We start from the raw sequence: 25,708 nt of genomic DNA, 5'->3' as shown, positions 1-25,708 counted from the left end.
TTAATGGCTCCTTGGCTCAGCTTTACCTCTTAGGGTACCTAAGGTGAAGTTGAGAATCAGCGACAAAATAAGCAGAACCAGACCGAGTGCGATAGCTTGTGCAAAATCGCCTTTACTGGTTTCAAGTGCTATGGCTGTGGGGATATTACGTGTGACACCAGCAATGTTACCACCGACCATCATCGAGCAACCCACTTCGGTTAATATGCGGCTAAAGCCTGCAACAATGGCGAGTAGCAGGGGAACTTTTAGTTCTCTGCACAAGGTCCAAATAGCCCTAAGCCAAGAGGCTCCTAAGGTACGAGAGGTTTCCCATGCGCGTCTATCAACACTGGTAAATGCTGCCTGACTCATAGAGACAAGTACTGGGGCGCAAATCAGCATTTGACCGAGTATCATGCCCTTTTGGGTGAATAGCCACCTTAAATCACCTAAGGGGCCCATGCGAGTCAGCATAAGGTAAACAAGAAGACCGATAACAACAGTAGGGATAGATTGCAGAGTTTGGATCATGTTGGTGATAAACCAGCGACCGGGGAACTGTCCGAAAGCCAGCATGAAGCCTAGTATCATCGACGGCAGCAAGGTGATTGCTAGCGCAGCGAAAGAGACAGAAAAAGAAACCGAAACAATGGCCCACACATCAGGGTCCAATGAAAACAGCAGGCCAAAGGCCTGCTGTATAAGGGCTAACCAGCCGTCATTCATTTATGATATACCCAGTTAAGTAATCGAACACCTACAATCTGAGGTGTTACCTGCGCATACCATGTTAAATAATGGCTTATCCAGAACCTTAAAATCATTCGCTATAAGTTGCCTTAAATAGTTGCTCACCTTGAACTTTATAGCTGTTGATCATGCTTTGAGCTTCAGCACTGATCAACCAATCACTAAGGGCTCTTGCGCCTTTGTGGTTAAGTTCAGGATATTTAGCAGGGTTAATTAGCATAATTTGATATGGGTTAGCTAATGCATGTCCGCCATCAAAATCAATTGCCATATCAAGTTTCGCTTTATAAGCCACGAAGGTACCGCGATCAGATAGCGTGTAACCTTGTAATTCATCTGCCATAAGCAGGGTCTTACCCATGCCTTGTCCAACAGAGGTATAACCTGTGAATGAAGGATCAATGTTAGCGTTCTTCCAGATGATCAATTCTTTCATGTTGGTGCCTGAGTTATCTCCACGAGAGATAAAAGGTGCACCAGACTTGGCTATTTTAGCAAAAGCCTCTTCAACTGTCTTACTGCTACGGATCTTTGCAGGGTCATTTTTAGGGCCCAAGATCACAAAATCGTTCTCCATTATGCCACGAGGTAAAAGTCCAAAGCCTTCATCGACAAATTTAGCTTCCGCTGCTGGTGCGTGAGTCATGATGACATCAACATTACCTTGGCTGGCAAGTTTCAATGCTTTACCAGTACCTGTTGCAATGACCTGTACTGTGTAACCTGTTTCAGCTTCAAATTTAGGCAGTAAGTTGTTCAAAAGGCCTGAGTTTTCAGTACTTGTAGTAGTTGCTAATTTGATAACGTCTTCGGCTTTCGCTGGTGTTGTAATAAGCAGGGTTGCAGCTAAGGCTAAGCTGAAGATCGATTTGAGGTTTAACATTCTTGCTCCTGGATGTTTTGAATACGGCCCACCTGCCAAGATGGGCCATTAAAATTTTGTATTGTACTTAATAACTTATATAGCAAAATGAATGCCAACAGCTTGTACTGAAATTTAACTTCACAAATCAGTCGCTTTTGGGATCTTTGTCGCAAGTTAACATCATGAAAGACAGACATTTTGTCCCACAGGCCTCATTCTTTGGTTCACAGTGACCTATTTGGCTTGCTATGGTGATAGAATCATCAATAGATGAGACAAAATGTCCTAAAGATGACAATATGAGCCAGATAAATAAAGCGTTAAAACCACTTCCTTCAGCCGTTTCCGTGCTTATTGTTGACGATGAGCCTGGTATGCGTAGCTTTTTAAAAAAAGCGCTATCAAAAAAGTTTGCCTTAGTTGAGACCGCGTCCAGCGTGGAAGACGCTGAGCAGTTGCGAAGTCGGTGTCACTTTGACCTGCTTATTGTTGATATCCGTTTGCCTGGACGTTCAGGGATCGAATGGCATGAAGCCTTAAACGATCAGGAGCGTCGCTCGGATATTATCTTTATGACGGGTTATGCCGATATGGATGTCGCGATTAAGGCATTACGTGCTGGCGCATCTGATTTCATCATGAAGCCATTCCATCTCGAACAGATGATGAAAGCGGTCGATCGTTGTATCGAACGTCGTTTACTCAAACGTGAAAACTTGATGCTTCGCCGTGAAGTCTCTATTGGCCAATCTTCGACGATTATTGGCAGCAGTGAGGCCATGAAGGAGGTGAAGCATATTATCGAACGCGTCGCTCCGACCAATGCCATTATTCTTATTGAAGGTGAGTCGGGAACCGGTAAAGAGCTGGTTGCTAGACAACTGCATCTGTTGAGTGGCCGACAAGGCCCATTTGTACCCGTTAACTGTGGTGCTATCGCTCCAGAGCTTCTTGAAAGTGAGCTTTTTGGTCACTGTGCTGGTGCATTTACCGGCGCTAAAGGCAATCGTGAAGGCCTATTTAGCTTTGCATCCGGCGGCACGATTTTCTTAGATGAAATTGGTGAGATGCCGCTGAAGATGCAAACGGCACTATTACGTGTTTTAGAGCAGCGTACTATCCGTCCTGTCGGTAGTGAAAAAGAAACCAAAATTGATGTAAGAGTGTTGGCTGCCACTAACAGAAAGCTGGCTGAAGAGGTTGAAGCGGGACACTTTAGACGTGATCTTTATTACCGTCTCAATGTGTTGGATATTTTAATTCCGCCATTAAGAGATCGACCTGAAGATGTAGTGGAGCTTACTCATCATTTTACCAGACAGCTAGCGGCTGAACTTGGCGTGAAAGAGGTTGTTTGGAGCCATGAAGATATGGTCAAACTACAGCAACACGAGTGGCCGGGTAATATTCGTGAACTGAGAAATATGATTGAACGTTGTATTTTACTTGGCAAACCTCCCGCTGAGTACTGGAAACAACAACCTAAGGCTGAGGTGCTGGTTGAATCAGGTTACCCGCTAGAGTGGTCTCTTAAAGATGTGGAGAAGCACCATGTCACGCAAGTTGTCGATGCCCATAACGGCAATAAGTCCGCGGCAGCGAGAGATTTAGGTGTCTCCAGAAAAACCTTAGATAGAAAATATAAAGAGTGGTTCGGTATCGAACATCCCGGAGAGGTTTAAATGTCATTCTTCCCGCGCATTTTTGGTATTAATTGGCAGCAGATGCAGGCAAAAGTGCGCTATCGCATTCTTATCTTAACCTTGTTGCCGATACTGTTGACTCTGGTGAGCTTGGTGTTCATTACCATCTACTGGAACATAAGCTATACCGGCCAACAGCTGTTTATGAAGGTTAAAGCGGACCTGACGGTTGCGAATAATACCTTGATATCGGTTCAGGAAAGTCAGGAGAAACAGTTAGAACTCGTGATGGAGTCTTGGCCGTTTCAAAATGACTTTAGATTGTTTGATGCGAATAAACAAAAGTACCGAGATCAAATAGACAGTTTACTTAATCAACAGAAAATCCTGCTCGATCTTGATTTTTTACGCTTGGTTAGCGTAGAAGAAGCGGCTGAAGATCCTGATCTTCGTCAGATGTTACAGAAAGTCCAAGGGAGCTCTCCCTATTCTGGACTCATGGTGTTATCTCCAGAACGTTTAGTCAGAATCGATCCTGACTTAGTCCCGCTTGCCAGCATTACGCTGGTGGAGACACCACGCTCACAAAAGCCAAACAAGAGTGTCGAAGAGCGAGGCATGCTAAGTCGTAGTTTGCTGCCCGTACCTAATGCCGATGGTTTTGTGTCTTGGTACCTTGATGGCGGCATACTGCTTAACCGTGATATTCGCATTGTCGATCATATTCGAGATTTGGTTTACGACGAGGGAACACTGCCTGAGCGTTCAATCGGTACCGTGACCATTTTTCTCGATAACACCCGAATCAGTACCAATGTACCTCTTCACTTTTTTCCTCAAGGTAACGAAACCGTCGGTCGTGCATTAGGCAGTTTGGTATCCGAGGAAGTGAAATCTAAAGTGCTCAACCAAGGCTTGCTTTGGGTCGATCGCGCTTTTGTATTTAACGATTGGTTTATCTCGGCTTATGCGCCACTTGTTGATGTGCAGGGTAAGCGAGTCGGTATGATCTATACCGGTTTTTCAGAGTCTCCATTTATCCATAACTACTTGCTGAACATTATTGAGCTCGGCACTATTTTGATGTTGGTGCTGCTGGTGTCGGGCTTGTTGGTTTATCGAGGTGCCTACAGTTTACTTCAGCCAATAGAGCGGATTCATCACGTAGTTAAAGCGGTGCAATCGGGTCGAAATCTACGTATTGGCTCGCTTGGGCTTGAGCGTGAAAATGAGCTTTCTAACTTGGCTGAACAGTTTGATCGCATGCTCGATCTGCTGCAGGAGCGTAATACCCAAATTCAGGCGGCGGCAGAACAGCTTGAAGTGAAAGTGGAAGAGCGTACTCGTAGCTTACAAGACAAGACGGTTGAGCTACAAAATAACGTCGAACTGCTCAATGAAACCAGACAACAGCTGGTGACCAATGAAAAGCTGACGGCCTTGGGTGAGTTAACCGCCGGTATTGCCCACGAAATCAATAATCCTACGGCTGTTATTTTAGGCAACATGGAGTTGTTGAAGTATGAGTTAGGGGAAAACGCCGAATGTGTGGAGGAGGAGATCGAGTTGGTTATTCAACAGGTCGGTCGAATCAGTACCATTATTCGTAGCCTGTTGCAGTACAGTCGTCCTGGCGAGTTCAACGCGCCTCTAGAGATGCATCAACTGACGCCGATTATAGAAGAGATGTTGGTGCTCGTTCGTCACTCTATACAGGAGCAGGAAGTGATATTGAGCCAAGAGCTCAATGCGAGTTTCCCGATAGAGGTTAATCGTCCTCAACTGCTGCAGGTGCTAATTAACTTAGTTGTGAACGCTGCCCATGCGATGGATGAAAAAGGACGCATTTGGATCCGCACTTATGACTGGGTGCATAATGATGAACCCATTGGTGTGAAAATTGAGGTCGAAGATGAAGGCATGGGGATTCCAAAGGATCAGCTTAGCCGTATTTTCGATCCTTTCTACACCACAAGAGCCGATGGTACTGGTTTAGGTTTATCGCTCAGTTACGGGATCATTAAGCGTATTGGCGGCACCATAGAAGTCAGCTCAACATTAGGAAAAGGCACACTATTTACCATCGGCCTTTACCATAAAGCGAAAGAAGATCAGAATGATACCCCATATAAAGGCTTGCACTTCAACGACAACTAGCTGAACGTCAGACAAAAAAATGCCGAGAAAAATAAAATTCTCGGCGATAAGAGTGTGTGAGCAATGTCGTGCTTTGCAAACTCATCCTACATAACCCGACAATGTTCTGAAGGGGTAAGCAAATAAGCAGAGATGAAGTGCTTATTTGCTCAATTATGTATTCGGAGTTCTTGGAACGCATGCAAATAGTAATCATTATCATTTGTGTTTGCAACTGTTTTATTCACTTTTATCTACTTAAGTTGAATTGTTTACTGAGTCTTATATTAAGATTATGAATTTAATGATTTTTAAGTCTGTTTATCTGTGTGTTTTTCACTGCTGAATGTCTGGTATGAAAGGTAAGTACTCGAAAAAAAGATAAAAAAATGCCGAGAAAAATAAAATTCTCGGCGATAAGAGTGTGTGAGCAATGTCGTGCTTTGCAAACTTATCCTACATAACCTTAACCCGACAACGTTCTGAAGGGAGAGCAAATAAGCAGAGATGAAGTGCTTATCCGTTCAGTGATGTATTCAAAGTTCTTGGAACGCATGCAAATAGTAATCATTATCATTTGGTGTGGCAAGTTTTTATTGAAACTTAAGCTAATCTTTACATTACACCTGCAGTGATTTCTGCAAACTGATCTTATTAAGTGATTTATTATCAGTATCTTGCTTAAGGCTAGTGATCTGATATTGATTTGAAATAAGCATCTTAAGCATGGAAGCGAAGCAGTTTAATGTCTTTACTTCAATCTGGTGGTAGCCCTGCTCTCTCGCCCAATGCTCTTGAACTAGTAATAGCTGCTTTGCCAAACCTAAGCCTCTGAACTCAGGTAAGATACCGCCCAGCCAGCTATAGAACTGACCATTGCCGAGTTCATATCCCAGCTTAAACCCTGCAACTTCCTCCTCTACCTTGATAAATAGTGCCAGCATAGGTTTGTCTGACAGTCGTGTTTGATACTCTGCGACTGGGTACGCATTATCAAATTCAGGAATTGCCTGGCTCAGTTCCACAAGGTTGTGTAATAACTCAGGTGTGACTAACGTTGCTTGCACTACTTCGACTCGGTACATCTTAATTCTCTCTGTTTAGCTAGATGAAAAGACATTAGCCGCGCATGAAATTGGGAAGGCGGCTATTTTAATCGAAGCTTGGGTATAAAAACAACTGGTCAGTCCAGCTTGTTGTGTAAGAATTGACTATCGAGGATATGGATATTTTGTAAACCATTAATCAGTAAGCATTAATACCAATAGTATTAATGCTTACTCGACCAAGCTTGCTACTAAGCTAAATTATGGTCGTTATTCGATGGCTGAGAAGGGCTAACAATCTTGTGCTCAAGGACTTTTAACAGTACACCATAGGCTGGTAGGAATAGTCCTAAACTGACGATCAGTTTAAAGCCATAATCGACACTGGCGATCTCTGGCCAATGCTCAGCCATAAAGCTGTCTGTTGAGGCGTAAAATGCCAAACCGAAGAACACCAGAGTATCAACTAAGTTACCTATGAGTGTTGATGCAGCAGGTGCTACCCACCAAGAACGGCTTTGGCGTATTTTGGCAAACACCGTAATGTCCATTAGCTGACCAATAAGGTAAGCGGCAAAGCTGGCAAAGGCGATACGAAATACAAACGTGTTGAATTCAGATAATGAGCCTATCCCCTGAAAACTGCCTTGGTGAAACAATACACCCATTAGATAAGAGATAAGCAGAGCGGGCAGCATTGCTTTAAGTATGATGCGCCTTGCTGGGCTTTGGCCAAATATCCGTACGGTAAGATCGGTGGCCAGATAGACAAACGGAAAGCTAAAAGCTCCCCAAGTGGTATGCATACCAAAGATCTGAAAGGGAAGTTGAACCAGATAGTTGCTGGCGCAGATAATTGAGATATGAAAACCGACGAGCAGCAATAGTGCACGACGGATCTGTGTGGTCGTTAACGTTAACATCTTGTGGCCTTTTTAATTACGTGTTCATGGTCGCGGGGTGAGGGAACCCGCTATTTAGGTGTCGCTTAGTCAGCTGACTGACATCTGTTTCAGTGGCGATATCAAATTTATACTATCCCGTTAGGGGCGAGGAATTATAGAGATCTTTTGGCCATGAACAAGAGCATTGCTAAGATTTAATTCAAAAAACCACAAACTGTTCTAAAGTTAGTTGATGATATTCCATTCTCATCTTTAAAACGGAAAATCAGTGTGATTATGAATAGACCTATTAAGTGTTTTTTACTCCTCTGTTTAAGCTGGTTTCCTCTCCAGTCAACCTCTGCTCCCCAAACAATACACATAGTCACAGAATCTTGGCTGGGTTATACCAATGAAGACGGCTCAGGTTTTTACTTCGACGTTTTAAAGCAGATTTTCCCAGATGAAAATTGGCAGGTTGAGATCGATATCGCCCCTTTTTCAAGAGTGAGATACCTGCTTAATCATGAACGAGCCGATATGGCGCTAGGCTTCTATGCTGGTGATACAACTAAGGCTATCTACAGTGATCAGCCCATTGAAGTCGACAGTGCCGATATTGCGTTGACACCTGAAATGGCTAAGAACTGGGATGGTATTGAGAGCTTGTCATTCAAGAAAGTGCAGGCGATGTTGAAATACCGCTATGACGAATTTATTGATGTCCCCATGTATTACGGGGAGAGCAGCAGTCTGCTGGAGATGCTTGACCGCGTAAACAGAGGGCACATAGATGCAGTACTGGATTATAAACCGTCTATGTTGGCTAAGGCGGCCGAGTTAAGTGAACCTAGGCAGTTTGTGATCATAGAGAACGTATTTAGAACTGAGATCTATTTTGCGTTTGCCTTGAATGAGAAAGGAAAGCTGCTTAAAGCGCATTTCGACATTGAATTACAGAAAATGAGCGATAGCGGAGAGCTAGATCGACTTTTTCGTCAATACGTTGGCCCAGATGCTAATCGGCTTTAAAGTTCGGTTAGAATTGAGAGAATGGTCGTGAGTTTATTTTCAAGCTCTACCCATTCAGCATCGGCCTCGGAACCTGAGACAATTCCAGCTCCGGCAAACAAGTTGATGCGGCCTGGTTCGATAAGTGCACTGCGAATTGCCACGGCAAACTCACTCTCGTGTTTATTGAAATAGCCACAAGCCCCAGCGTACCAACCTCTGGCATAACCTTCACTTTGTCGAATAAAATTCATTGCAGGCTCTTTCGGTAACCCGCCCACAGCTGGAGTAGGGTGGAGCGCTTGCAGCAGCTGAAAGTCATCAACGCCAGGTTTTAACTCGGCGCGAATAGAGCGATGAAGATGCTGAATATGACTCAGTTTAAAAATTTTAGGGCAGCTTTCGGCTCCGACGTAATTACTCAATGGAGCCAAGGCACCGACAATATGATCTTTGACCAGTCGATTTTCATGACTGTTTTTATTATCTTCCAAAAGCGTTTGCGCCAGAACGTCATCTTCCTCGAGATTTAACCCACGAGTGGTGGTTCCTGCGAGGGCTTCAGTAAAAAGCTCGCGTTGTCGACGTCGATATAATCGCTCTGGAGTACAGGATATAAAGGTTCTGTCGGCACTAAACTGAAAGCCAAATTGGAAGCTATTCTGATTTCGTCCCTGCCAGCAGGCGAGTAACATCCACGGGTCAACGACTTGGTTCACTTCAAGTTGAGTTAATCGTGACAGCACCACTTTAGGTGTCTCTTTGATAAACTTCTGATGAGTAACTTGATTAACCAGCTCGGTCCAACGGTAACGATTAGGTCTATCGCTTCGACTTAATAAGCTGATCTTATTTGGCGGTGGCAGCGGCTTTGGTGGGGCCAATTCCATTAAGCTATCTATGGCTTGTTTACGCTCAGACTCCGCATTTTCGCTATCACAATTGAGGTTAACTAACAGTTTGTAGTCATGACCATTTCGTCTTAGTTCTATACGTGGCAATACAAAGTGTGCTCGGCCAAACTCGGGCCAGCATTCAGTGGTTCTGTCGAAGGCTACGCCCCCGTAATAACGAATATCTTGATTATTTGAGAGTGCACGTTGTTTCTGATATTCAGCAGATAGTTGATTATCATCGATACCATCAGCATAAAAAAAATCTTTACAGCAACCAATCGCAGCGACTTCCTCTTCGGTATCTCTTCCTTTCCAATAGATTCTAGGGTAGCAAGGTTGAGCTGCTAACCACGCAATAGCGGGCACAGGTTTGATCGGAATGGAAAGCTGAATGATAGGATCGCTTTGTGTTTGAAATGTCAGTTTTTTTAGAGTGTCAGTTAGGGATGAAATAGCCTGTGACAACGAAAAGGCAGCCAATTAAAACTCCAAAAACATATCAGAAAAACAAACATGAAAGTTATGGTTGGGCCCTGAAAGTACTGAATATAGGCAAACCACTAGGACATCGTCTTAAGGACAAACTAATGTGCAGGAGAAAAAGTGTCAAGTTGTAGCCTGTCAAGCTGTGAGGTTAGCCATATATTCAATATTAAAGTGTCCATATTAAACGTATTTTGTGCATACATTTGTCCACCTCCCAGTGTTTGCGGGACATTTTGTCCTTCATCTATCTGATATCCATAAGATAAAATAAGAATTAGTCGATCTACGTTTGTTTTTAGCTTTTTATTGCTTGAGAGCGAATCAGAGTGAAGCAACAATGCGAGTAATGACACGTTAATCTTGTTTGAAATCATCGATAACTAACATAGAAAATAGTGATTTATCACAAATTACCAGCTGCAGATAATCGATCTGGACAGCGGCTTTGTGGTACGGCACTGACAGATTTAGGGCTTACTTAGGTTGTTTATTACTCATGAGTTTACTTGAGCTAGATAAGGTCAGTTATCGTTACCGCTGTGATGAAGCATTGGTTCTTCAGGAAATTAACTTGAAGGTTAATCGAGGAGAGTGTCACTGCATTAGTGGGCCAACAGGTTCAGGTAAATCCACGCTAATTAAGTTGATCATGGGCGTCCTATCACGGCCATGGGAAGGTAACTTCCATATTGCCGATGGCTTGGTTTTGGGTTTGGTGATGCAAGACCCCAATGTACAGTTTATTCGTCAAAGTGTTGGTGCTGAGATCGCTTTTGCACTGGAAAACTTATGTGTCCCTACTGAACTCATGCGTGGGAAGGTACAGTCAGCTCTCAGAAAAGTGGGCTTGTTTGTTAGCTTAGATATGCCCATTGAACAGTTATCTTTAGGTCAGAAATACAGAGTGATGATCGCGTCTCAATTGGTGTCTGAACCTGACATTCTCCTGCTCGATGAACCTTGGGCTCAGCTCGATAATGCAGGTGTTGAAGAACTCTTGTTGGTCTTGTCTGAGTTAAAAGAGGGGGGCGTCGCGATTGTGCTCGTGGATCATAATCCAAATGCATTTGTTGATGTGGTTGATCACTACTATTTTATTAAAGCGGGCGAGTTAATTGCAGGCTGCCCTACACCTGTTGTTGTGGATAATATTCAAGCTGGGCTAGTGCAGTTTGATGTCTGTGTGATGCAAATCAAGCCATTTGAATTCAGGTTTTCCAATCAAGACCCATTGTTCAAAAGTATGCAGCCATTAAAGCTCTACAGTGGTGAGATTGTCTCCTTAGTGGGAGATAATGGCACAGGAAAGAGCAGTTTTTTAAAGAGTTTGGCCGGCATTCAATCTGATATTAACGAGCTTCCGTTATTAGTGCTGGGTAAGCAAGCCAAGGTGGGGGCTTTTGGTGCTGATCTGGGGCTCTTGTTACAACGCCCTAATCGTCAGCTGTTTGAAAGCAGCGTGTTAGAAGAGGTTCAATTTAGCCTTAAACGTTTTGAGCTTCCTCTGTTCTGGGCTGAACAGCTGCTAGATGAATTAGGGTTACTACATCTCAAAGATCACTCCCCGCACACACTCTCCTATGGGCAGCAGCACATGGTGGCCTTAGCCTCTTTAGCTGTCATTAAACCTAAAGTCTTGTTGCTCGATGACCCCTTTGCTGGACTCGATGGTGAATACCTTAACCGGGTATGGCATCTACTGACCAAGCTGAGTCGGGGCGGCTGTGCCATTTTACTCAGTGGCCACAGACAAATGTTAACACTACCAGTAACAGGGCATTGGCTGATCCATGATGGCGTCTTATGCAGTGATGGCGAAAACCAAGCGCTAGGGGCTGCGTAAGTGGATTTGATTGATGAAAACTAGCGGAGGTCGGCATTGTCGCAACTCGGTTAACGGCGCGAATACTGTCATCAAGAGCGGCAAGGGTATTGGTTGGACTGCCACAGGGCTCATCTTAGCCCTTGTCTTGTCTAGTGCGGCTTTTTTTATCGCAACACAGTACCTGTTCGGACTCATTATCTGCAATCTCGGTTTGATTATTCACGGTGTTTATCGCCGTGGTGATTTCTGGGTAATAGGGCGAGTTTTTCTGGCTCAGTTGGTGATCACGTTAAGCCTGTATTACTTGATGCACGGTAAAGATCAACTGCTTGAAGGGGCTACCGTTGTACTTAGGGTATTAATGGCATTTATTCCAGGCTGGTGGTTATCGGTTACCTGTCGACCGGAAAAAATAGGCGAAGTACTGACGTGGATACTGCCTGCTAAATGGGCGTTTGTGATTGCGGCGTCATTGAGTTTATTGCCGACCATGACGAGAGAAGTTCGTGAGATATACCAAATTCAATGTTTACGCGGAGCACGTATTACGCCGAAGGCGTTGAAAGATCCTAGAAACTGGTCTGAATTGATCCATTGCGTGATTTTCCCTCTACTGATTCAGTTATTAAAGCTATCTAAACAAACCGCGATGGCGGCTCAATTACGTCATTTTGGCAAACATAAAAAAACCACTCATTGGCGCTAGCATTAGCTAGTGACCTAACTCATTTAAAGAAGAATGTTATGCGTAAAGTTTTCAATTTTAGTTTACAAGATGCACTTTTTATCGGCTTTTGCGCCACGTTACTGGTGGCCTTAAAGAGCATGCTGCGCCTCAAGCTCGGTGTCGCTGGGCATTCTATGTTTTTAATGACCTTTTTCTATCTCATTTGTTATGGGGTGGTTGGTCGTGTCGGCAGTATTACCGCTTGCGGCTTCCTATCTGGGTTAGTCGCCATGATGTTGAGTGTCGGTAAAGGTGGGCCGCTAATCTTGATTAAATTTGGTTTACCGGCGCTAGCAATGGATCTGAGCATGATGCTGTTTGCAGGTTTGCTGACGTTAAAGTGGCGCTGTGTTGTCGTTGGTTTGGTAGGGTGCTTTGCTTGGGCTGCAAAGGTGTGGGTGGAAAACCTATTAATGGGAATGACCATACAAGTGGCCTTAGTGCAGTTTGGATTAAGCATGCTCAGAGGGGGCGCTTTCACGCTTTTGGCTGCCCTAATGGTACCGCCGGTATTGAATCGCTTAAGAGCACACGACCTTCTCTTTAATGAAGAAATAAAATAAACGTTTTCTAGGAACAAAAGATGACTATAGCTCCACTGAAATCTTGGTTGATCTGTATCGATGATACAGATGACATTGGCACTAAAGGCACCGGAGAGATCGCTGAAGAGATTGCCAGCCTTCTGTCTGAGCATAAGGTTCAGCTGTGTTGGGTGACCCGACATCAGCTGTTTGTCCATCCGGATATTCCCTACACATCCCATAACAGCGCCATGTGTTTTCAACTGGAGAGCAGAGCTTCTCTTGCTGAGATAAAGCAGGTTGCGGTAGCCCACCTATTGGAACAGAGCGCACCCGCTTCAGATCCAGGCTTGGCGATTATTGCTCTAGATACTGAGTTCGACCGTCAGGCCTTGATTGACTTTGGTTTAGCCACTAAAAAAGAGGTGAAGACGAAAGAGCAAGCTTATGATTTGGCTGAGCGACTCGGTGTTGATTTGACTGAACACGGCGGCACTGGCCAAGGAGTGATCGGTGCCCTCGCGGGGCTTGGTTTACGTTTATATGGGCATGATGGCCGAGTGAAAGGTCAGATAAACCTAGGTCAAGAGGAGTGTGAAGAGGGGATAGCTATCAGTGTCGCTGAACTGCTGGAACGTACAGGTTTAGGTATGGTGATTAACTTAGAAGGAGAGGTATTGGATTTGAGTGAGACCGTACACTTGAGCCAAAAAGTTAAGGCAATCTATTGTCGCCATCAGTTTGCATTACTCGTTTATCAACATGAGCAGCGTTGGTGTAATGCGCTGAAAAAACACCTGAAGGCGTATTAATGATGGACAGAATGAGTAGTCATTTTGAGTTTGATGGACAGGTTTATCGTTTTAAATTTGGTGTTGATGACGAACCCGCTTCACGTGCTTGTGCTAGCGAGTGTGGATTCTTTATACCCGATGATGAGGATGAGCAGATAGATGATACGCCAATCTCTTGTTATAACTGCATGAATAGACGCTGGTTAGCTGACGGCATGGAGTGTACAAATGAACCTCAGCTGTGGCTGGTTAAAGTATAAAACGGGTTTAAGTGATATGTTGCGTACATACATCTCTTGCTGTTAAATAATTGTTAGTCTTTGATTTTAATGGTTTTTCATTAAAATATTAATAGGTTTAATATCGATAGTGTGTAATCTTCTGAGCAAATGTTAAATCAGGTAAGCCAGCCCCTCTCCCCAAGTATTTATGGGTGACAGATAAATGCTTACTCTTGTTATCTACTTTGGAGATTTTTTATATATGGTGGGGTTGGTAGAGTCTAATGCTCATATTAAATTTCATGTTTCTAAGTTAAAAGTTGGAATGTTTGTCACAAGCATTGATTGTAATGAACAAGTGACCATTACAAATGCAGGGCAGATCAAAGATACTGAAGCGATCAAAAAGCTGCTGAAAAACGGTATTAAACATGTATGGGTTGATCTCGAACGCTCTGTTGTAACGGATAAACCCGATAAAGTCACCTTGATTCCCTTAGCTGTAAGTAAGTCTCCAGTTTCAAGAGAAACTTCGCAAAAAAAGGCCAAAAACCTCCTTACTGAAGCTAAAAGCTTACTGGCTAAAGTCTTGACTGAAACCTTCGAAGGTAAAGCGATTGAAATCGCTCCTTTTGAGGAACTAGCGGATAATATGATCAAGTCGGTACTACTCGACTCTGATGCGCTCAAGTGCGTGTCAGCGTTGAGAAACAAGGATGCCTATCTGCTCGAACATTCCGTTAATGTGGCTTTCTTATTAATCACTTTTGGGCAATACCTCAATCTTGATAAAGACCAGCTTAGGCAGATGGCCGTGGGTGGGATTTTACACGATATAGGTAAAGTCCAAGTTGCAGATAGTGTATTGCACAAACCTGGAAAACTTACCGAGACAGAGTTCGAGCATATGAAATTGCATCAGGCCTTTGCCATTGATGCTATGAGTAAGGCCTGTGGGATGTCTCAGATCAGTAAAGATGTTTGTCTTATGCACCACGAAAAGCTTGATGGTAGCGGTTATCCGAATGGATTAAAGGGCGATAACATTCCAATCCATGGACGCATGAGCTGTATTGTTGATATTTTCGATGCTCTGACGGCTAAACGTTGCTACAAGGACTCAATGAGTCCGGCTGCTGCGTTTAAAGTGTTACTCAGTTTAGCGCCTTTTCATCTTGATGCAGATCTGGTTTATCAGTTTATTCGTTGTATTGGTGTTTACCCTGTGGGGTCTTTGGTGGAACTTTCTGATGGCCGAGTTGGAATTGTATGGGATTCGAAGGGAAGAGATACTTTAAATCCAATGCTTAAGTGTTTCTATTCGTTAAAAAATAAACGTTATATAGAGGTTGCTTTCGTTGACTTACTTAAAAGTGAGGCGCACATAGAACGGGGGTTATCACCCTGTAATCTGGAAGTCGATTGCTCACCATTTTACTAAGATCTTATATTTAAAGGGAACTTCATCTTTTACTGACGTTTTTCGTCTTATGAGCCGAAAGTTGATATCATTTACTTTCATTTCGGCTCAATTCAGGTGTTTCTCTTGTCAAAAAATCGCATTTTTACCGTTATCATTTTATTTATCTCTCTGGCGTTATTGATCCCTGGTGTGACCCAACCGATTTTGAGTATCAGTGGCTCAATTGAAAAGTCAGAGCTGACTAAAGCGGGCATTGACCAACTGGCAACAAGCCTGGGTGATAACTCAGCGAATGGCAGCACCATGGGCATGCTTTCCATGTTCAGTGACATGTTAGGACTCAATGATATAAAGGGTGAAGTCGAAGTTTTTCAGAAGACCCGTAGTATCTGGGGCACCGTGGAGGAGCTGTTTAAGTCGGGCAATGCGCCAGTTGCTACGTTGGTGATGCTATTCAGCATTATTATTCCTGTGCTAAAGCTCAGCTTAATGTTGTTACAGCAACTCCCCATTACAGCATCGTTTCGACAAGCTATTACCCGTTTTACTTCCATGATAAGCAAGTGGTCGATGGCCGATGTTTTTGTGGTCGCCCTTATTGTGACTTATATGGCCGGTAATGCGTCGGCTGGAATGGGAGAGCTGCTTAAAACCTCGGCTAACTTTGAGGTCGGCTTCTACTATTTCACCGCTTACTGCTTGTTTTCTATTTTTAGCACTTATCTGGTTAAGGCCAGAGTGGAAGAACCAGAGCTCGGGTTACCTCAATCAAAAGAGGCATGAGTCAGCTCCCATTTTTTCCTTTGGTCGGTAGGAACTCACAAGTTTGTGGGTGCTTAAGTATTTAATTGAGTTTAATGCTTATGATATTGGTATTACTTATAGATAGAGAACGATATGAAACGTCGTGATTTTTTAGCCGCTGGAAGCGTCGCTTTAGTCGGCGTCATGTTGGCACCACAACTGTTAGCCGCGACTCAGGAGAAACCTTTGCAAATATTGGCTTTAGTGTTCGATGACTATGAAACACTGGATCTACATGGGCCGGTTGAGATGCTGGGTCACATGAAGAATGTGCAGATTAAGCTAGTGGGAGCTAAATCCATCATCAGAAGCTATCAAGGACCTAGGGTGGTGACCGATGTATCGATGGAGCAAGTCACACCTTGCGATCTCTTTATCGTTCCTGGTGGCTTAGGCACTCGTTCGCTGGTGGAGGATGCAACGCTGCTTAGCTGGCTTAACGCTCAGGCTGCGGTATCAAACAAGGTGTTTTCTATCTGCACTGGTTCAGCATTATTGGCCAAAGCTGGGGTGTTAGACGGTGTCAGTGCCACCACCAATAAAATGGCCTATCAATGGGTGATGAGCTTATCGAATAAGGTGCATTGGCAGCCAAGTGCGCGTTGGGTCGATGAAGGTAAGTTTTTGACCTCTTCAGGTGTTTCTGCTGGAACAGATGCCGCGTTATTTTATGTGCGACAGCTACGCGGTGACGACGAAGCTAGACGCATCGAAAGGTTAACGGAATACCATTGGAATGATGATTCAGCCAAAGATCCCTATGCCGTTGAGATCTAATCGAAATGCCTCCCTTAGCTGTTATAGCTATTTGTTATTAAAAACGAGTATTTGTGAAATAACCCATATATAAGAAATAATGCCCCTTCAAATAGATAATAGAGCTACTTCGCATCTCTATTTAAGCCACTAAGTGGCGTTTTATGAGTTAGATCCAAAGTAAAGGAGTCTAACCAGCTGGAGGGCTGACATGAAGAAGTGGTTAATTGTTTTATCTTGTACTGTATTCGTTGCGGCTTCTCTGCTGACCAGTGGATTAACTCGTGCGCTTATCGATCTAATAGCCTTTGGATGTTTGCTCTGGATCGTACTTGGAATGAAATCAGATCCCGTGTCCTAGCTCAAGCTCAGTCTACACTCCGCTGTCGTTATTCTAGATCCCGCCCAATTCAATACTAAAACCCACTCTCATCATCCTGCTCTATTATTTTATAGATACAAAATATAAAGCAGTGAACTAATGCCGATTGCTAGCCATAACATCACCCCTAATGCGAGAGGTTTGATGCCAGCTGCGCGCATCTTTTTAACCGTTATCCCTGCTCCGATTAAAAACAGACAAAGAACCAAAGCGCGTTTAGACAGGTCGAATATCACCTCATAGGCAGCTTGTCCTTGAGGTAGAAAGTGAGCGATGGCGATGGCCAAACAGTAGAAGCCGATGAAGTAGGGAATAGTGATGCGTTTCTTATCCCCACCAAAGATAATGGCACTGATGAGGGCGATGGGAATGATCCATAATGCACGAGCTAACTTGATGGTGGTTGCTGTGACGAGTGCCTCTTCACCATAGGCGGATGCAGCGCCGACGACAGAAGATGTGTCATGAATGGCAATTGCACTCCAAACGCCAAAATCATACTGGCTCATTGACAACAGATGCCCCAAGGCCGGAAACAGGAATAGGGCGATTGAGTTAAGGATAAATATGGTTGCCAGCGCGATGGCGGTTTGCTCGCTTTTTGCGTTGATGGCTGGCGATACCGCTGCAATCGCACTACCGCCACAAATCGCTGTGCCAGCTGAAATCAGGTGACCTGTTTTGGCATCGAACTTGAGCGCTTTAGTGAGTACAAATCCTAACACTAAGGTGAAGATTATTGAGCCTAGGATGAGCGGCAGGTTATCTAAACTGACTGTTATTGCGGTTTGCAGATGGATACCGAAACCAAGCCCGATAATGGAGTAAGACAAGAGCTTCTTGGTTAACGTGCCAAGATCAATATTTGTAGGAACCAAACCTAGGCTGGCTAACGTAAAGCCCAGAACCAAGGCGATCGGTGAAGATACTTGAGGTAATAGGCAAAGTGCGCCAATCACAACAAAGAGTAGCAGATGGTTTCTTTGTGTCTTGTCGGTAAATAAATTCATCTAGGCGCAGAACAGCCATAAGTTAGGCAATGATGACACTATTATAGAGTGATAATAGATTTATTAAATTCAATTTCTTTTAGCTGTAGAGTCAATTTTACTTAATCTCTATTGTGAATAGATAATAAAAAACCGCTGGTTAGGCGGTTTCTTATATAGGGGGATTATCATTATTTAAGTATGGGTATAAATTAGTTAGCGGTGCTTAATGCACCTTCCCAAACAATCTGTCTGTAGCGTATTGGGTTAGTGTCACCCTCAGTGCTAAATAACATAACAACAGAATCTTGGTTTAGTCCGAGTAGCTCTTTTTGTTGTGCGAATTCTTCGTGGCTAGCAAGCATATACAGCAGGCCTAAGGTTAACGCGCCTGATTCACCGCTGATGATTTTAGTGTCACCGTTTAACGGATTACCTAGAACACGCATACCTGTTGCTGTGACTTGATCATCGACAGAGGCAAAGAAACTGCTGCACTGCTTAAGAATAGGCCAAGTGATCGGGTTAGGTTCGCCACACGCCAAACCAGCCATGATTGAGTTCAGGCTACCTGTCACTGCAACCATTTCGCCTTTTTCGCCAGAACGATAGATGCAATCTGCTTTGCTTGGCTCTGCGATAATGGTGCTGAAATTAGCCGCACCTAATTTATCGGCGAAGTAGCCAAGAATACCACCGGCCATAGCGCCAACACCTGCTTGTAGCATTAAATGTGTTGGGTTAAGTCCCATTTCAACAGCTTGCTCTTGGGCTTCGACAGCCATGGTCATATAACCTTGAGAGATCCATGTTGGGATTTTCTCATAACCTTCCCATGCAGTGTCTTGCACTAACATCCATGAATTTTCAGCGGCTGTTTGGTTAGCAATACGGACAGTGTCGTCATAATTGCAATCGGTGACGATACACTCAGCACCTAGATTTCTAATGCGATCAACACTGGCTTGTGATGAACCTTTTGGCATGTAAACAACAGCTTTTTGGCCCATTTCACGTGCAGCCCACGCGACACCTGTTCCATGATTACCGGCTGTTGCAGTAGCAAAAACGAGCGGTTCGCTAAGTTTGGCTGCCACTGTTTTCATATCAATATCAGTGATATCCACACCTAAGTGCTCAGCTAATTGCTGACCTAGAGCGTATGAACCGCCGAGTACTTTAAAGGCGTTCAAACCAAAGCGGTGTGATTCATCTTTTACCAGAATAGCTTTAACGCCCAAGCGTGCTGCTAACTGCGCTAAAGAGATCAGCGGTGTTGGCTGGTAAGCTTCAATCTGCTGATGGAATTGACGAGTTTGTTCAGCGACTTGAGCTGTAAACAGAGCAGAAGTTTCGCCGTTAAAGAATGCATTTTGAGTCAGCTTTAGCATGGTAATCACTATAAATTATGTATAAAAGAGAACTGCTGGCTATTTCCATTTAATGTTGGAAATGGCCAGAGTTTAATTACTTAATCCTAGATTGGGCAGTTCGGCACGAGATAAGAGTGTAGTTATCTGATTTAATTGGTGTAATGAAAAGACGTGCTGTCACCTTATTGGTGATGAATCATCTTTTCATATAACCAAGTGAATCAAGGAGGTGCGCTACTATCCGTGATTCAACTGCTTAATTTAGGTTAATGAAGGCGATAGCTTCAACTTCTACAAGCGCATCTTTTGGAAGACGAGCTGCTTGTACACATGAGCGAGCTGGCGCAGCATCTGTGCCGAATACTTCTGTGTATACTTCATTGAACGCGATGAAATCTTCCATATCAGCTAGGAAACAAGTTGTTTTCAGAACGCTATCGATGCCAGCGCCTGCTTGCTCTAGTACTGCTTTAAGGTTTTTCAAAGATTGATAAGCTTGCTCTTTGATACCACCTTCTACAAATGCCATTGTCGCTGGATCCAGAGGAAGCTGGCCTGAGGTGAATACCAATTTGTCAAAAGCAAGTGCTTGAGAGTATGGACCAATGGCAGCAGGAGCATCTTGTGTATGGATTACAGTTTTCATTGTTTTGTCTTCTCTGATCATTAGGATTTAAATTCACGGATGTATTTGTACACCGCATGTTTGGTAATACTTAAATGGTTAGCAACGATATTGGTTGCTTCTTTTAATTCGAAAATACCGTTATCAAACAATATCTTGGTAATAGCTTTGTTATGCCCTTTAAGGTTAACGCTAGGATCTGCATTAACCTCTGATACCGCATGAGTTAACGCTTGCTCAACCACGTCACCAGCTGATGCACTGAAGTTTTCAGTCATATCAAAACTCTGATGTTGAGACATATCCGGCATTAAGGTTTTTATGATCTCCGGAAATGGATGCGACAAATTCATGTTTACGCAAAACATCCCAATCGCTTTGTCATCTGAGCCAGTAAGAATACAGGTGCTCGATTTCAGCATTGCGCCACCCTTGTTATTGCTGAAATAACTTTTAGGGGTTACCTCTCCGGTTTGCTCATAAAGGCGCAACATCTTTAAGCCTAAATCTGTAATGGGAGAACCGACCTTACGGCCTGTGTGGTGTCCATTTACAATTTTCACGACTGATTGTTCAAAATTCTCTAAAGAGTGGATCACCACTTCACAATGGGGACCAATCAGATCCGCCATGCTTTCTGCTAAGCGAAAGTAACCTTCTAATAACTCTCGATCGCTTTGAGTGAATTCATTTCTGTATGTATGTTCAGTCGTTTTAGTCATTTAGGGTTACTTTTTGTGAACTTTAGATGCCGTTATTGTCAACTGTTATACTTTTCAATTCAAGTCTAAAGTTAACTTTATATAACTATGGAACGTTTTATAGCGATTTAATGCAAGTTGATTTTAGTTTTAGTTAACAATATTTGACTTTGGTCATGTTTCTTTCGCTTAGATCCTATTTTTCAGTTAACAAATTTTAACTGCAAGATCTAGATCACGTTTTTATATTCTGCAAACAGTACTATGCTCACCAAGTTAACGATAGTTAACTAGAATTGATTTTCCGGTCACTTTAGTGACCTTTTGGCAAATAGGCCAGTTGTGTGAGATGTGGAGATAAAAATGAAAAGCATATTGCAGCGTGGATTTACAACAGCTGAGTTTGAAATGCGAGCGACTAAAGCTCAACAAAAGATGCGTGAACTAGAAGTTGACGCCATCCTATTAACGACTGAGCCCAATGTGCGCTATTTTTCAGGTTTCCACACCCAGTTCTGGCACAGTCCTACGCGTCCTTGGTTCTTAATCTTACCTGCTGAAGGTAAGCCAATTGCGGTTATTCCTGAAATTGGTGCCAGCGGCATGGCAAGTACTTGGGTTGAAGATATTCATACTTGGGCATCACCACGCCCAGACGACGACGGTATCAGTATCGTTGCGAGTGTGCTTAATAGCCTACCATCACGTTTTGGCCGAGTCGGTGCAACCTTAGGCATCGAATCTCACCTACGTATGCCAGTCAGTAACTATCTACAGTTGACGACGTTAGTAAGCAAAGAGTTTGTTGACGTTTCTTTAGCTATTCACGATATCCGTCAAGTTAAGTCAGTGACTGAAATTGAAAAAGTACGTGAAATTTGCCGCATTACTAATGTGGGCTTTGACAAGATCCCAGGTTACGCCAAAGCGGGCATGACAGAGCGTCAAATCTGTAAGCAGTTTGGTATCGACATGTTGATTGAAGGCGCTGATGAATGTCCATACATCATCGCAGGCTCAGGCCAAGATGGTTACGACAGTATCATCATGGGACCAACGGATCGCATCATCGAAGATGGTGACGTGTTGATTATCGATACTGGTGCTGTGCGTGACGGTTATTTCTCTGATTTCGACCGTAACTGGGCTTTTGGCCATGCAAGCGAGCAGACCAAAGCGGCTTACCGTGCGACTTATGAAGCGACAACTATGGGCTTTGCTGCGGCACGTCCAGGTAACACCACTTCAGATATCTATAACGCAATGTGGCAAGTACTAGAAGCGAATGGTGCATTAGGAAATGACGTAGGTCGTCTTGGTCATGGCTTAGGTATCGAGCTAACAGAACGTCCATCAAATACCGCGACTGATAATACCGTATTGAAACCAGGCATGGTGATGACACTTGAGCCTGGCATGGTTTACGCACCGGGTAAGTCTATGGTGCATGAAGAGAATATCGTGATTACCGAAAATGGTGCTGAGTGGCTAAGTAAGCGTGCAGAACCTGAACTACTGATTATCAAATAATTTTAATAGCCATTGATTTCTTTGGAGGGGACCAAAGAAATCATTACTTAAGAGCATCTCATTATGATGAGTTTTGAAGCATTTACATCGTTTGAACAGCCGCTAGCACACAAGCAGGCGCCAAGAATTAATCGCGTACACATAGGGTTAGTACAGCTAAGTACGGATCACAGCCTTGAAATGGATTGGGCTAAGTTGCTAGGTACACAAGCCGGAGTGTTTAGCTCTCGTGTGTACTACTCAAGTGAAATGACGCCAGAAGCGCTTGATGAAATTGCTACCGGGATCAGCGATGCATCTGATTTGATTGCAACGGGTTTAACCATGGATGTGATGGCATTTGGTTGTACATCAGCGTCAATCATTATCGGTCAAGAAAAAGTGGCTGAACTGCTGACTAAAAACCGCGGTGACATTCCAGCGACGAATCCTTGGACAGCAGCTAAAGCGGCGTTTAAACATCTAAATGCACAAAAAATTGCGGTGTTCTCACCTTACCCAACCAGTGTTAACTACCCTCTTTACCAGCAGCTAACCGATGCCGACTTTGATGTAGTGACACTAGGTTCATTAGGAATAGAGCGCGATACCGATATCACCTTGGTATCGAAGGAATCCATGTTCGAAGCGCTGGAATTGATGTTGAAAGATTCAGACGCTGAATTGGTTTTCATGTCATGCACCAACCTACGTGTTTTAGATTATATCGAAGAGATTGAAGCAAAATTCGGCATTCCAGTTGTATGCAGTAACTCAGCCATGTTCTGGCACGCAATGCATTTGACCGGCAAAGTTGCCACATGTCCCGGCTTCGGAAAATTACTTAATGATCAAGTAGCTTAACGCTATTTGCACCAGATACACCACTGTTAGGAAGAATGATAATGACTAATACACAGAAAGGTTGGTTGGCTGCAATTTTCGTTGGTTTGTTGTGGGGTATCCCTTGGATTGTTGGGACACCCATTCTTGAGGTTATGGATCCACAAGTTTTAGTTTGGTTGCGTTACACGGTTGCTTTTATCACCTTAGGTTTAGTGTTCAATATTGGTCTTGCCAGCGGCAAGATGAAAAAGAAAACCGATTTTAAGCTTAACTGGAAAAATCGTGACGATATCTTTTGGGCGGCATGTTGCGGCATCATCGGCCAAGGTTCATTCAGTTTCTTATCATTTTTGTCATTGGATTATATTACCGCTTCAGAAAACGGTGTTATTCAGGGTTTAATCCCAATCCTTATCTTAAGTGTTGGCTTTTTACGTCACGGTGAGCGTTTCACTGTCATGCAAATCATGTGTGCACTGGGTGCTTTCCTCGGTGTGGCAATTCTGGTGATGGACCCACAGTCTGAGACGAAGGGCTTCAACATTGGTCACCTAATCTGTTTCGGCTCAGCAGCAAGTTTTGCTTGTATGGCTTACGCTCGTGCCAAGCTCGCTGAAAAGTATGGATCGGTTGCGACCATGTTCCACCAGTTTGTGTTTGCATCATTAGGCTTTGGTTTGTACTTGTTCGTTGTTGGCGCTGATTTCAGCTCTGCATTGAACGTGTTCAGCTCACCACTGCGTATTCTGTGCATCGTTATCTTAGGTGTCTGTATCTCAGGTATGAGCTACCTAGTGTACATCTACGGTATGGAGCGTGTAGGTGTTGATGGTACCGGCATGGCGTTAAACCTAATGCCACTGTCTTCATTCATCCTAGCAGTATTTGCTCTAGGTGAGCAGGTAACACCAATGCGTCTCGTTGCTATCGCAGTCGTTATCACTTCAATGATTGCCTTCATGAAGTTAGGTAGTAAGAAGTTGGATAAGCCAGTAGAACTGGAAATACCAAAAATGCCTAAGCCGTGCCGCAGTCAGTAACTGATTAATTCAGTAAGTAAATTAAATTAATGTTATCACCGGTGACCCAGTCACCGGTTCTTGTTAGAAGAGAAAAGAATATGAATATCGAGCAGAAAGTTATTGAGTGGCGTCAACACATTCACCAACACCCAGAGTTTGGTACCCAAGAACACGAGACCGCTGCATTTGTGGCGAGTAAACTGGAAGAGTTTGGTCTTGAAGTTCATTGTGGTATTGGTGGCACTGGTGTTGTCGGTATTTTAAAGTGCGGCGATAGCTCACGTTCAATTGGCCTTCGCGCAGATATGGATGCACTGCACATTCATGAAGAGAATACTTTCTCTTATGCCTCGGTTAACGAAGGTGCAATGCACGCCTGTGGCCATGATGGCCATACTGCGATGTTACTTGCTGCTGCTCACGAATTAGCACTGACGAGAAATTTTGATGGCACGGTTTACTTCATCTTCCAACCAGATGAAGAGCGTGGCACAGGTGCAAAAGCGATGATCGCTGACGGCCTATTTACCCGTTGGACCATTGATGCCGTTTACGCGATGCACAACTTGCCTGGTATACCAGCGGGTCACTTCGTAACACGTCCACATTCATTAATGGCCAGTGAAAGTAGCTTTGAGATTGAAGTTATCGCCACAGGCGGTCACGCAGCAATGCCGCACATGGGCACTGACCCAATTGTTGTTGGCGCGCAGATTGTAACGGCAATTCAAACGATCGTCTCGCGTAACCTAAGTGCGATTGACGAGACAGCAGTTATTTCAGTAACTGAATTCGCCACTAACGGCACTGTTAACGTTATTCCGACTAAAGTCACCATTACTGGCGATACCCGAAGCTTTACCGACGGTGCATTGCATAAAATCGAAAAAGCACTTGAGCGTGTGGTTGCTGGCCAATGCATGTCTGCAGGTGTCGAATACACCTACAAATTCAACAATAGTTTCTTGTCGACGATCAATACACCAGATGAAGCGGCGTATGCCGTTCAAGCTGCTCAAGCGGTGGTGGGCGAAGACAAAGTGAATGGCAGTTGTCAGCCATTTACCATCAGTGAAGATTTCTCGTTCATGCTACGTGAAGCGCCAGGTTGTTATATCCTAGTGGGCAATGGTGCAGGTTGTGAATGTGGTAGCGTGGCGCTACACAAGCCAACTTATGATTTTAATGACAACATCTTGAGTGCAGGTTTGAGATACTGGCAAGTGCTTGTTGAACAGCGCTTGGCTAAGTAATTTCCATATGACTCGGTAGTGCTGACTTTAACTAAGTCTTGGTGCTCTTGAGTTGAATATGGGTACAGATAGAAGGCTATGGACTTAGGTTCATAGCCTTTTTTATGCCGCCGGCCTAAGGTGAATCGCTATTTTTTATGTCAAATGGTCATGCTACTTAATTGGGATGTATGTCTGTATTTTTTATTATTCATGAGCTATCTCGTATCTTTGAATTAATGCTGTATAGCAATAA

At 43.8% G+C, this 25,708-nt stretch carries 25 protein-coding genes; 16 read left to right on the top strand and 9 right to left on the bottom strand.

The genetic code is table 11. From position 1 onward, the window contains the following. On the bottom strand, positions 1 to 708 hold the full coding sequence (locus FN961_RS09495) for an ABC transporter permease (RefSeq protein ID WP_144039942.1): 708 nt from the start codon (positions 706 to 708) through the stop codon (positions 1 to 3). A 94-nt stretch (positions 709 to 802) separates the two neighbouring features. Next, a complete protein-coding gene (locus FN961_RS09490; protein WP_144039941.1) occupies positions 803 to 1,615 on the bottom strand; it encodes an ABC transporter substrate-binding protein in 813 nt (270 codons plus the stop codon). Between the two features lie 281 nt (positions 1,616 to 1,896). On the opposite strand from FN961_RS09490, the gene FN961_RS09485 reads away from it, so the two are divergent. Next, entirely contained in the window at positions 1,897 to 3,279 is a 1,383-nt protein-coding gene (locus FN961_RS09485; protein ID WP_144039940.1) for a sigma-54-dependent transcriptional regulator, read from the top strand. After that, positions 3,280 to 5,397 (top strand): sensor histidine kinase, encoded by a 2,118-nt coding sequence (locus tag FN961_RS09480; protein WP_144039939.1) that lies wholly within the window; start codon positions 3,280 to 3,282, stop codon positions 5,395 to 5,397. Between the two features lie 599 nt (positions 5,398 to 5,996). Here the strand turns inward: FN961_RS09480 and FN961_RS09475 are convergent. Then, positions 5,997 to 6,461, bottom strand: coding sequence for a GNAT family N-acetyltransferase (locus FN961_RS09475; RefSeq protein WP_144039938.1), 465 nt, complete (start codon positions 6,459 to 6,461; stop codon positions 5,997 to 5,999). A gap of 212 nt (positions 6,462 to 6,673) precedes the next feature. Further along, the gene (locus FN961_RS09470) at positions 6,674 to 7,345 is read right to left on the bottom strand and encodes a 7-cyano-7-deazaguanine/7-aminomethyl-7-deazaguanine transporter (protein WP_144039937.1); all 672 of its coding nucleotides are present in this window, start codon (positions 7,343 to 7,345) and stop codon (positions 6,674 to 6,676) included. A gap of 258 nt (positions 7,346 to 7,603) precedes the next feature. Between FN961_RS09470 and FN961_RS09465 the strand changes: the two genes are divergently transcribed. Further along, on the top strand, positions 7,604 to 8,338 hold the full coding sequence (locus tag FN961_RS09465; RefSeq protein WP_143564332.1) for a substrate-binding periplasmic protein: 735 nt from the start codon (positions 7,604 to 7,606) through the stop codon (positions 8,336 to 8,338). Here FN961_RS09465 and FN961_RS09460 read toward each other — a convergent pair. After that, positions 8,335 to 9,693 carry an isochorismate synthase gene (locus FN961_RS09460; RefSeq protein WP_143564331.1) on the bottom strand — a complete coding sequence of 453 codons (1,359 nt, stop codon included), beginning with the start codon at positions 9,691 to 9,693 and terminating at the stop codon, positions 8,335 to 8,337. The genes FN961_RS09465 and FN961_RS09460 overlap by 4 nt on opposite strands. A gap of 502 nt (positions 9,694 to 10,195) precedes the next feature. Here FN961_RS09460 and FN961_RS09455 point away from each other — a divergent pair. The 9 genes from FN961_RS09455 (at position 10,196) to FN961_RS25815 (ending at position 17,134) form a co-directional block, all read left to right on the top strand. Next, positions 10,196 to 11,542, top strand: coding sequence for an ATP-binding cassette domain-containing protein (locus FN961_RS09455; RefSeq protein WP_143564330.1), 1,347 nt, complete (start codon positions 10,196 to 10,198; stop codon positions 11,540 to 11,542). 13 nt (positions 11,543 to 11,555) lie between these two features. After that, a complete protein-coding gene (locus FN961_RS09450) occupies positions 11,556 to 12,230 on the top strand; it encodes an energy-coupling factor transporter transmembrane component T (RefSeq protein ID WP_143564329.1) in 675 nt (224 codons plus the stop codon). A gap of 38 nt (positions 12,231 to 12,268) precedes the next feature. Further along, positions 12,269 to 12,814 carry a core component of ECF transporter gene (locus FN961_RS09445; RefSeq protein ID WP_143564328.1) on the top strand — a complete coding sequence of 182 codons (546 nt, stop codon included), beginning with the start codon at positions 12,269 to 12,271 and terminating at the stop codon, positions 12,812 to 12,814. 35 nt (positions 12,815 to 12,849) lie between these two features. Further along, positions 12,850 to 13,587, top strand: a complete 738-nt coding sequence (locus FN961_RS09440; protein WP_144040000.1) for a DNA-binding protein — start codon at positions 12,850 to 12,852, stop codon at positions 13,585 to 13,587. After that, positions 13,587 to 13,829: a hypothetical protein gene (locus FN961_RS09435; protein WP_229814649.1), complete on the top strand. Its 243-nt coding sequence runs from the start codon at positions 13,587 to 13,589 to the stop codon at positions 13,827 to 13,829. Before FN961_RS09440 ends, FN961_RS09435 begins: the two co-directional genes overlap by 1 nt. Positions 13,830 to 14,052: 223 nt before the next feature. Continuing rightward, positions 14,053 to 15,231 carry a cyclic di-GMP phosphodiesterase gene (locus FN961_RS09430; RefSeq protein ID WP_144039998.1) on the top strand — a complete coding sequence of 393 codons (1,179 nt, stop codon included), beginning with the start codon at positions 14,053 to 14,055 and terminating at the stop codon, positions 15,229 to 15,231. Between the two features lie 105 nt (positions 15,232 to 15,336). Then, positions 15,337 to 15,996: a paraquat-inducible protein A gene (locus FN961_RS09425; protein ID WP_143564327.1), complete on the top strand. Its 660-nt coding sequence runs from the start codon at positions 15,337 to 15,339 to the stop codon at positions 15,994 to 15,996. 114 nt (positions 15,997 to 16,110) lie between these two features. Beyond that, positions 16,111 to 16,794 (top strand): DJ-1/PfpI family protein, encoded by a 684-nt coding sequence (locus FN961_RS09420; protein WP_143564326.1) that lies wholly within the window; start codon positions 16,111 to 16,113, stop codon positions 16,792 to 16,794. A gap of 190 nt (positions 16,795 to 16,984) precedes the next feature. Next, on the top strand, positions 16,985 to 17,134 hold the full coding sequence (locus FN961_RS25815; RefSeq protein ID WP_185972765.1) for a hypothetical protein: 150 nt from the start codon (positions 16,985 to 16,987) through the stop codon (positions 17,132 to 17,134). Between the two features lie 89 nt (positions 17,135 to 17,223). On the opposite strand, the gene FN961_RS09415 is transcribed toward FN961_RS25815, so the two are convergent. The 4 genes from FN961_RS09415 to FN961_RS09400 form a co-directional block, all read right to left on the bottom strand. Then, entirely contained in the window at positions 17,224 to 18,165 is a 942-nt protein-coding gene (locus FN961_RS09415; protein ID WP_143564322.1) for a YeiH family protein, read from the bottom strand. A 191-nt stretch (positions 18,166 to 18,356) separates the two neighbouring features. Then, complete coding sequence (locus FN961_RS09410; protein ID WP_143564321.1) at positions 18,357 to 19,535, bottom strand: diaminopropionate ammonia-lyase; 1,179 nt, start codon at positions 19,533 to 19,535, stop codon at positions 18,357 to 18,359. Positions 19,536 to 19,773: 238 nt separating this feature from the next. Beyond that, positions 19,774 to 20,163, bottom strand: coding sequence for a RidA family protein (locus FN961_RS09405; protein WP_143564319.1), 390 nt, complete (start codon positions 20,161 to 20,163; stop codon positions 19,774 to 19,776). Between the two features lie 20 nt (positions 20,164 to 20,183). Next, positions 20,184 to 20,864 (bottom strand): helix-turn-helix transcriptional regulator, encoded by a 681-nt coding sequence (locus FN961_RS09400; protein ID WP_143564318.1) that lies wholly within the window; start codon positions 20,862 to 20,864, stop codon positions 20,184 to 20,186. Between the two features lie 342 nt (positions 20,865 to 21,206). On the opposite strand from FN961_RS09400, the gene FN961_RS09395 reads away from it, so the two are divergent. From FN961_RS09395 to FN961_RS09380, 4 genes are all read left to right on the top strand, one after another. Continuing rightward, complete coding sequence (locus FN961_RS09395; RefSeq protein ID WP_143564316.1) at positions 21,207 to 22,373, top strand: M24 family metallopeptidase; 1,167 nt, start codon at positions 21,207 to 21,209, stop codon at positions 22,371 to 22,373. 63 nt (positions 22,374 to 22,436) lie between these two features. Further along, positions 22,437 to 23,216: a maleate cis-trans isomerase family protein gene (locus FN961_RS09390; RefSeq protein WP_143564314.1), complete on the top strand. Its 780-nt coding sequence runs from the start codon at positions 22,437 to 22,439 to the stop codon at positions 23,214 to 23,216. A gap of 41 nt (positions 23,217 to 23,257) precedes the next feature. Beyond that, the gene (locus FN961_RS09385; RefSeq protein ID WP_143564313.1) at positions 23,258 to 24,238 is read left to right on the top strand and encodes a DMT family transporter; all 981 of its coding nucleotides are present in this window, start codon (positions 23,258 to 23,260) and stop codon (positions 24,236 to 24,238) included. 80 nt (positions 24,239 to 24,318) lie between these two features. Continuing rightward, positions 24,319 to 25,473 carry an amidohydrolase gene (locus tag FN961_RS09380; protein WP_143564311.1) on the top strand — a complete coding sequence of 385 codons (1,155 nt, stop codon included), beginning with the start codon at positions 24,319 to 24,321 and terminating at the stop codon, positions 25,471 to 25,473. Positions 25,474 to 25,708: the final 235 nt, after the last annotated feature.

It is taken from the genome of Shewanella hanedai, from assembly GCF_007197645.1.
GTDB classification, from domain to species: Bacteria; Pseudomonadota; Gammaproteobacteria; order Enterobacterales; family Shewanellaceae; genus Shewanella; species Shewanella hanedai.
This window is presented reverse-complemented; position numbering and strand designations above follow the sequence as displayed.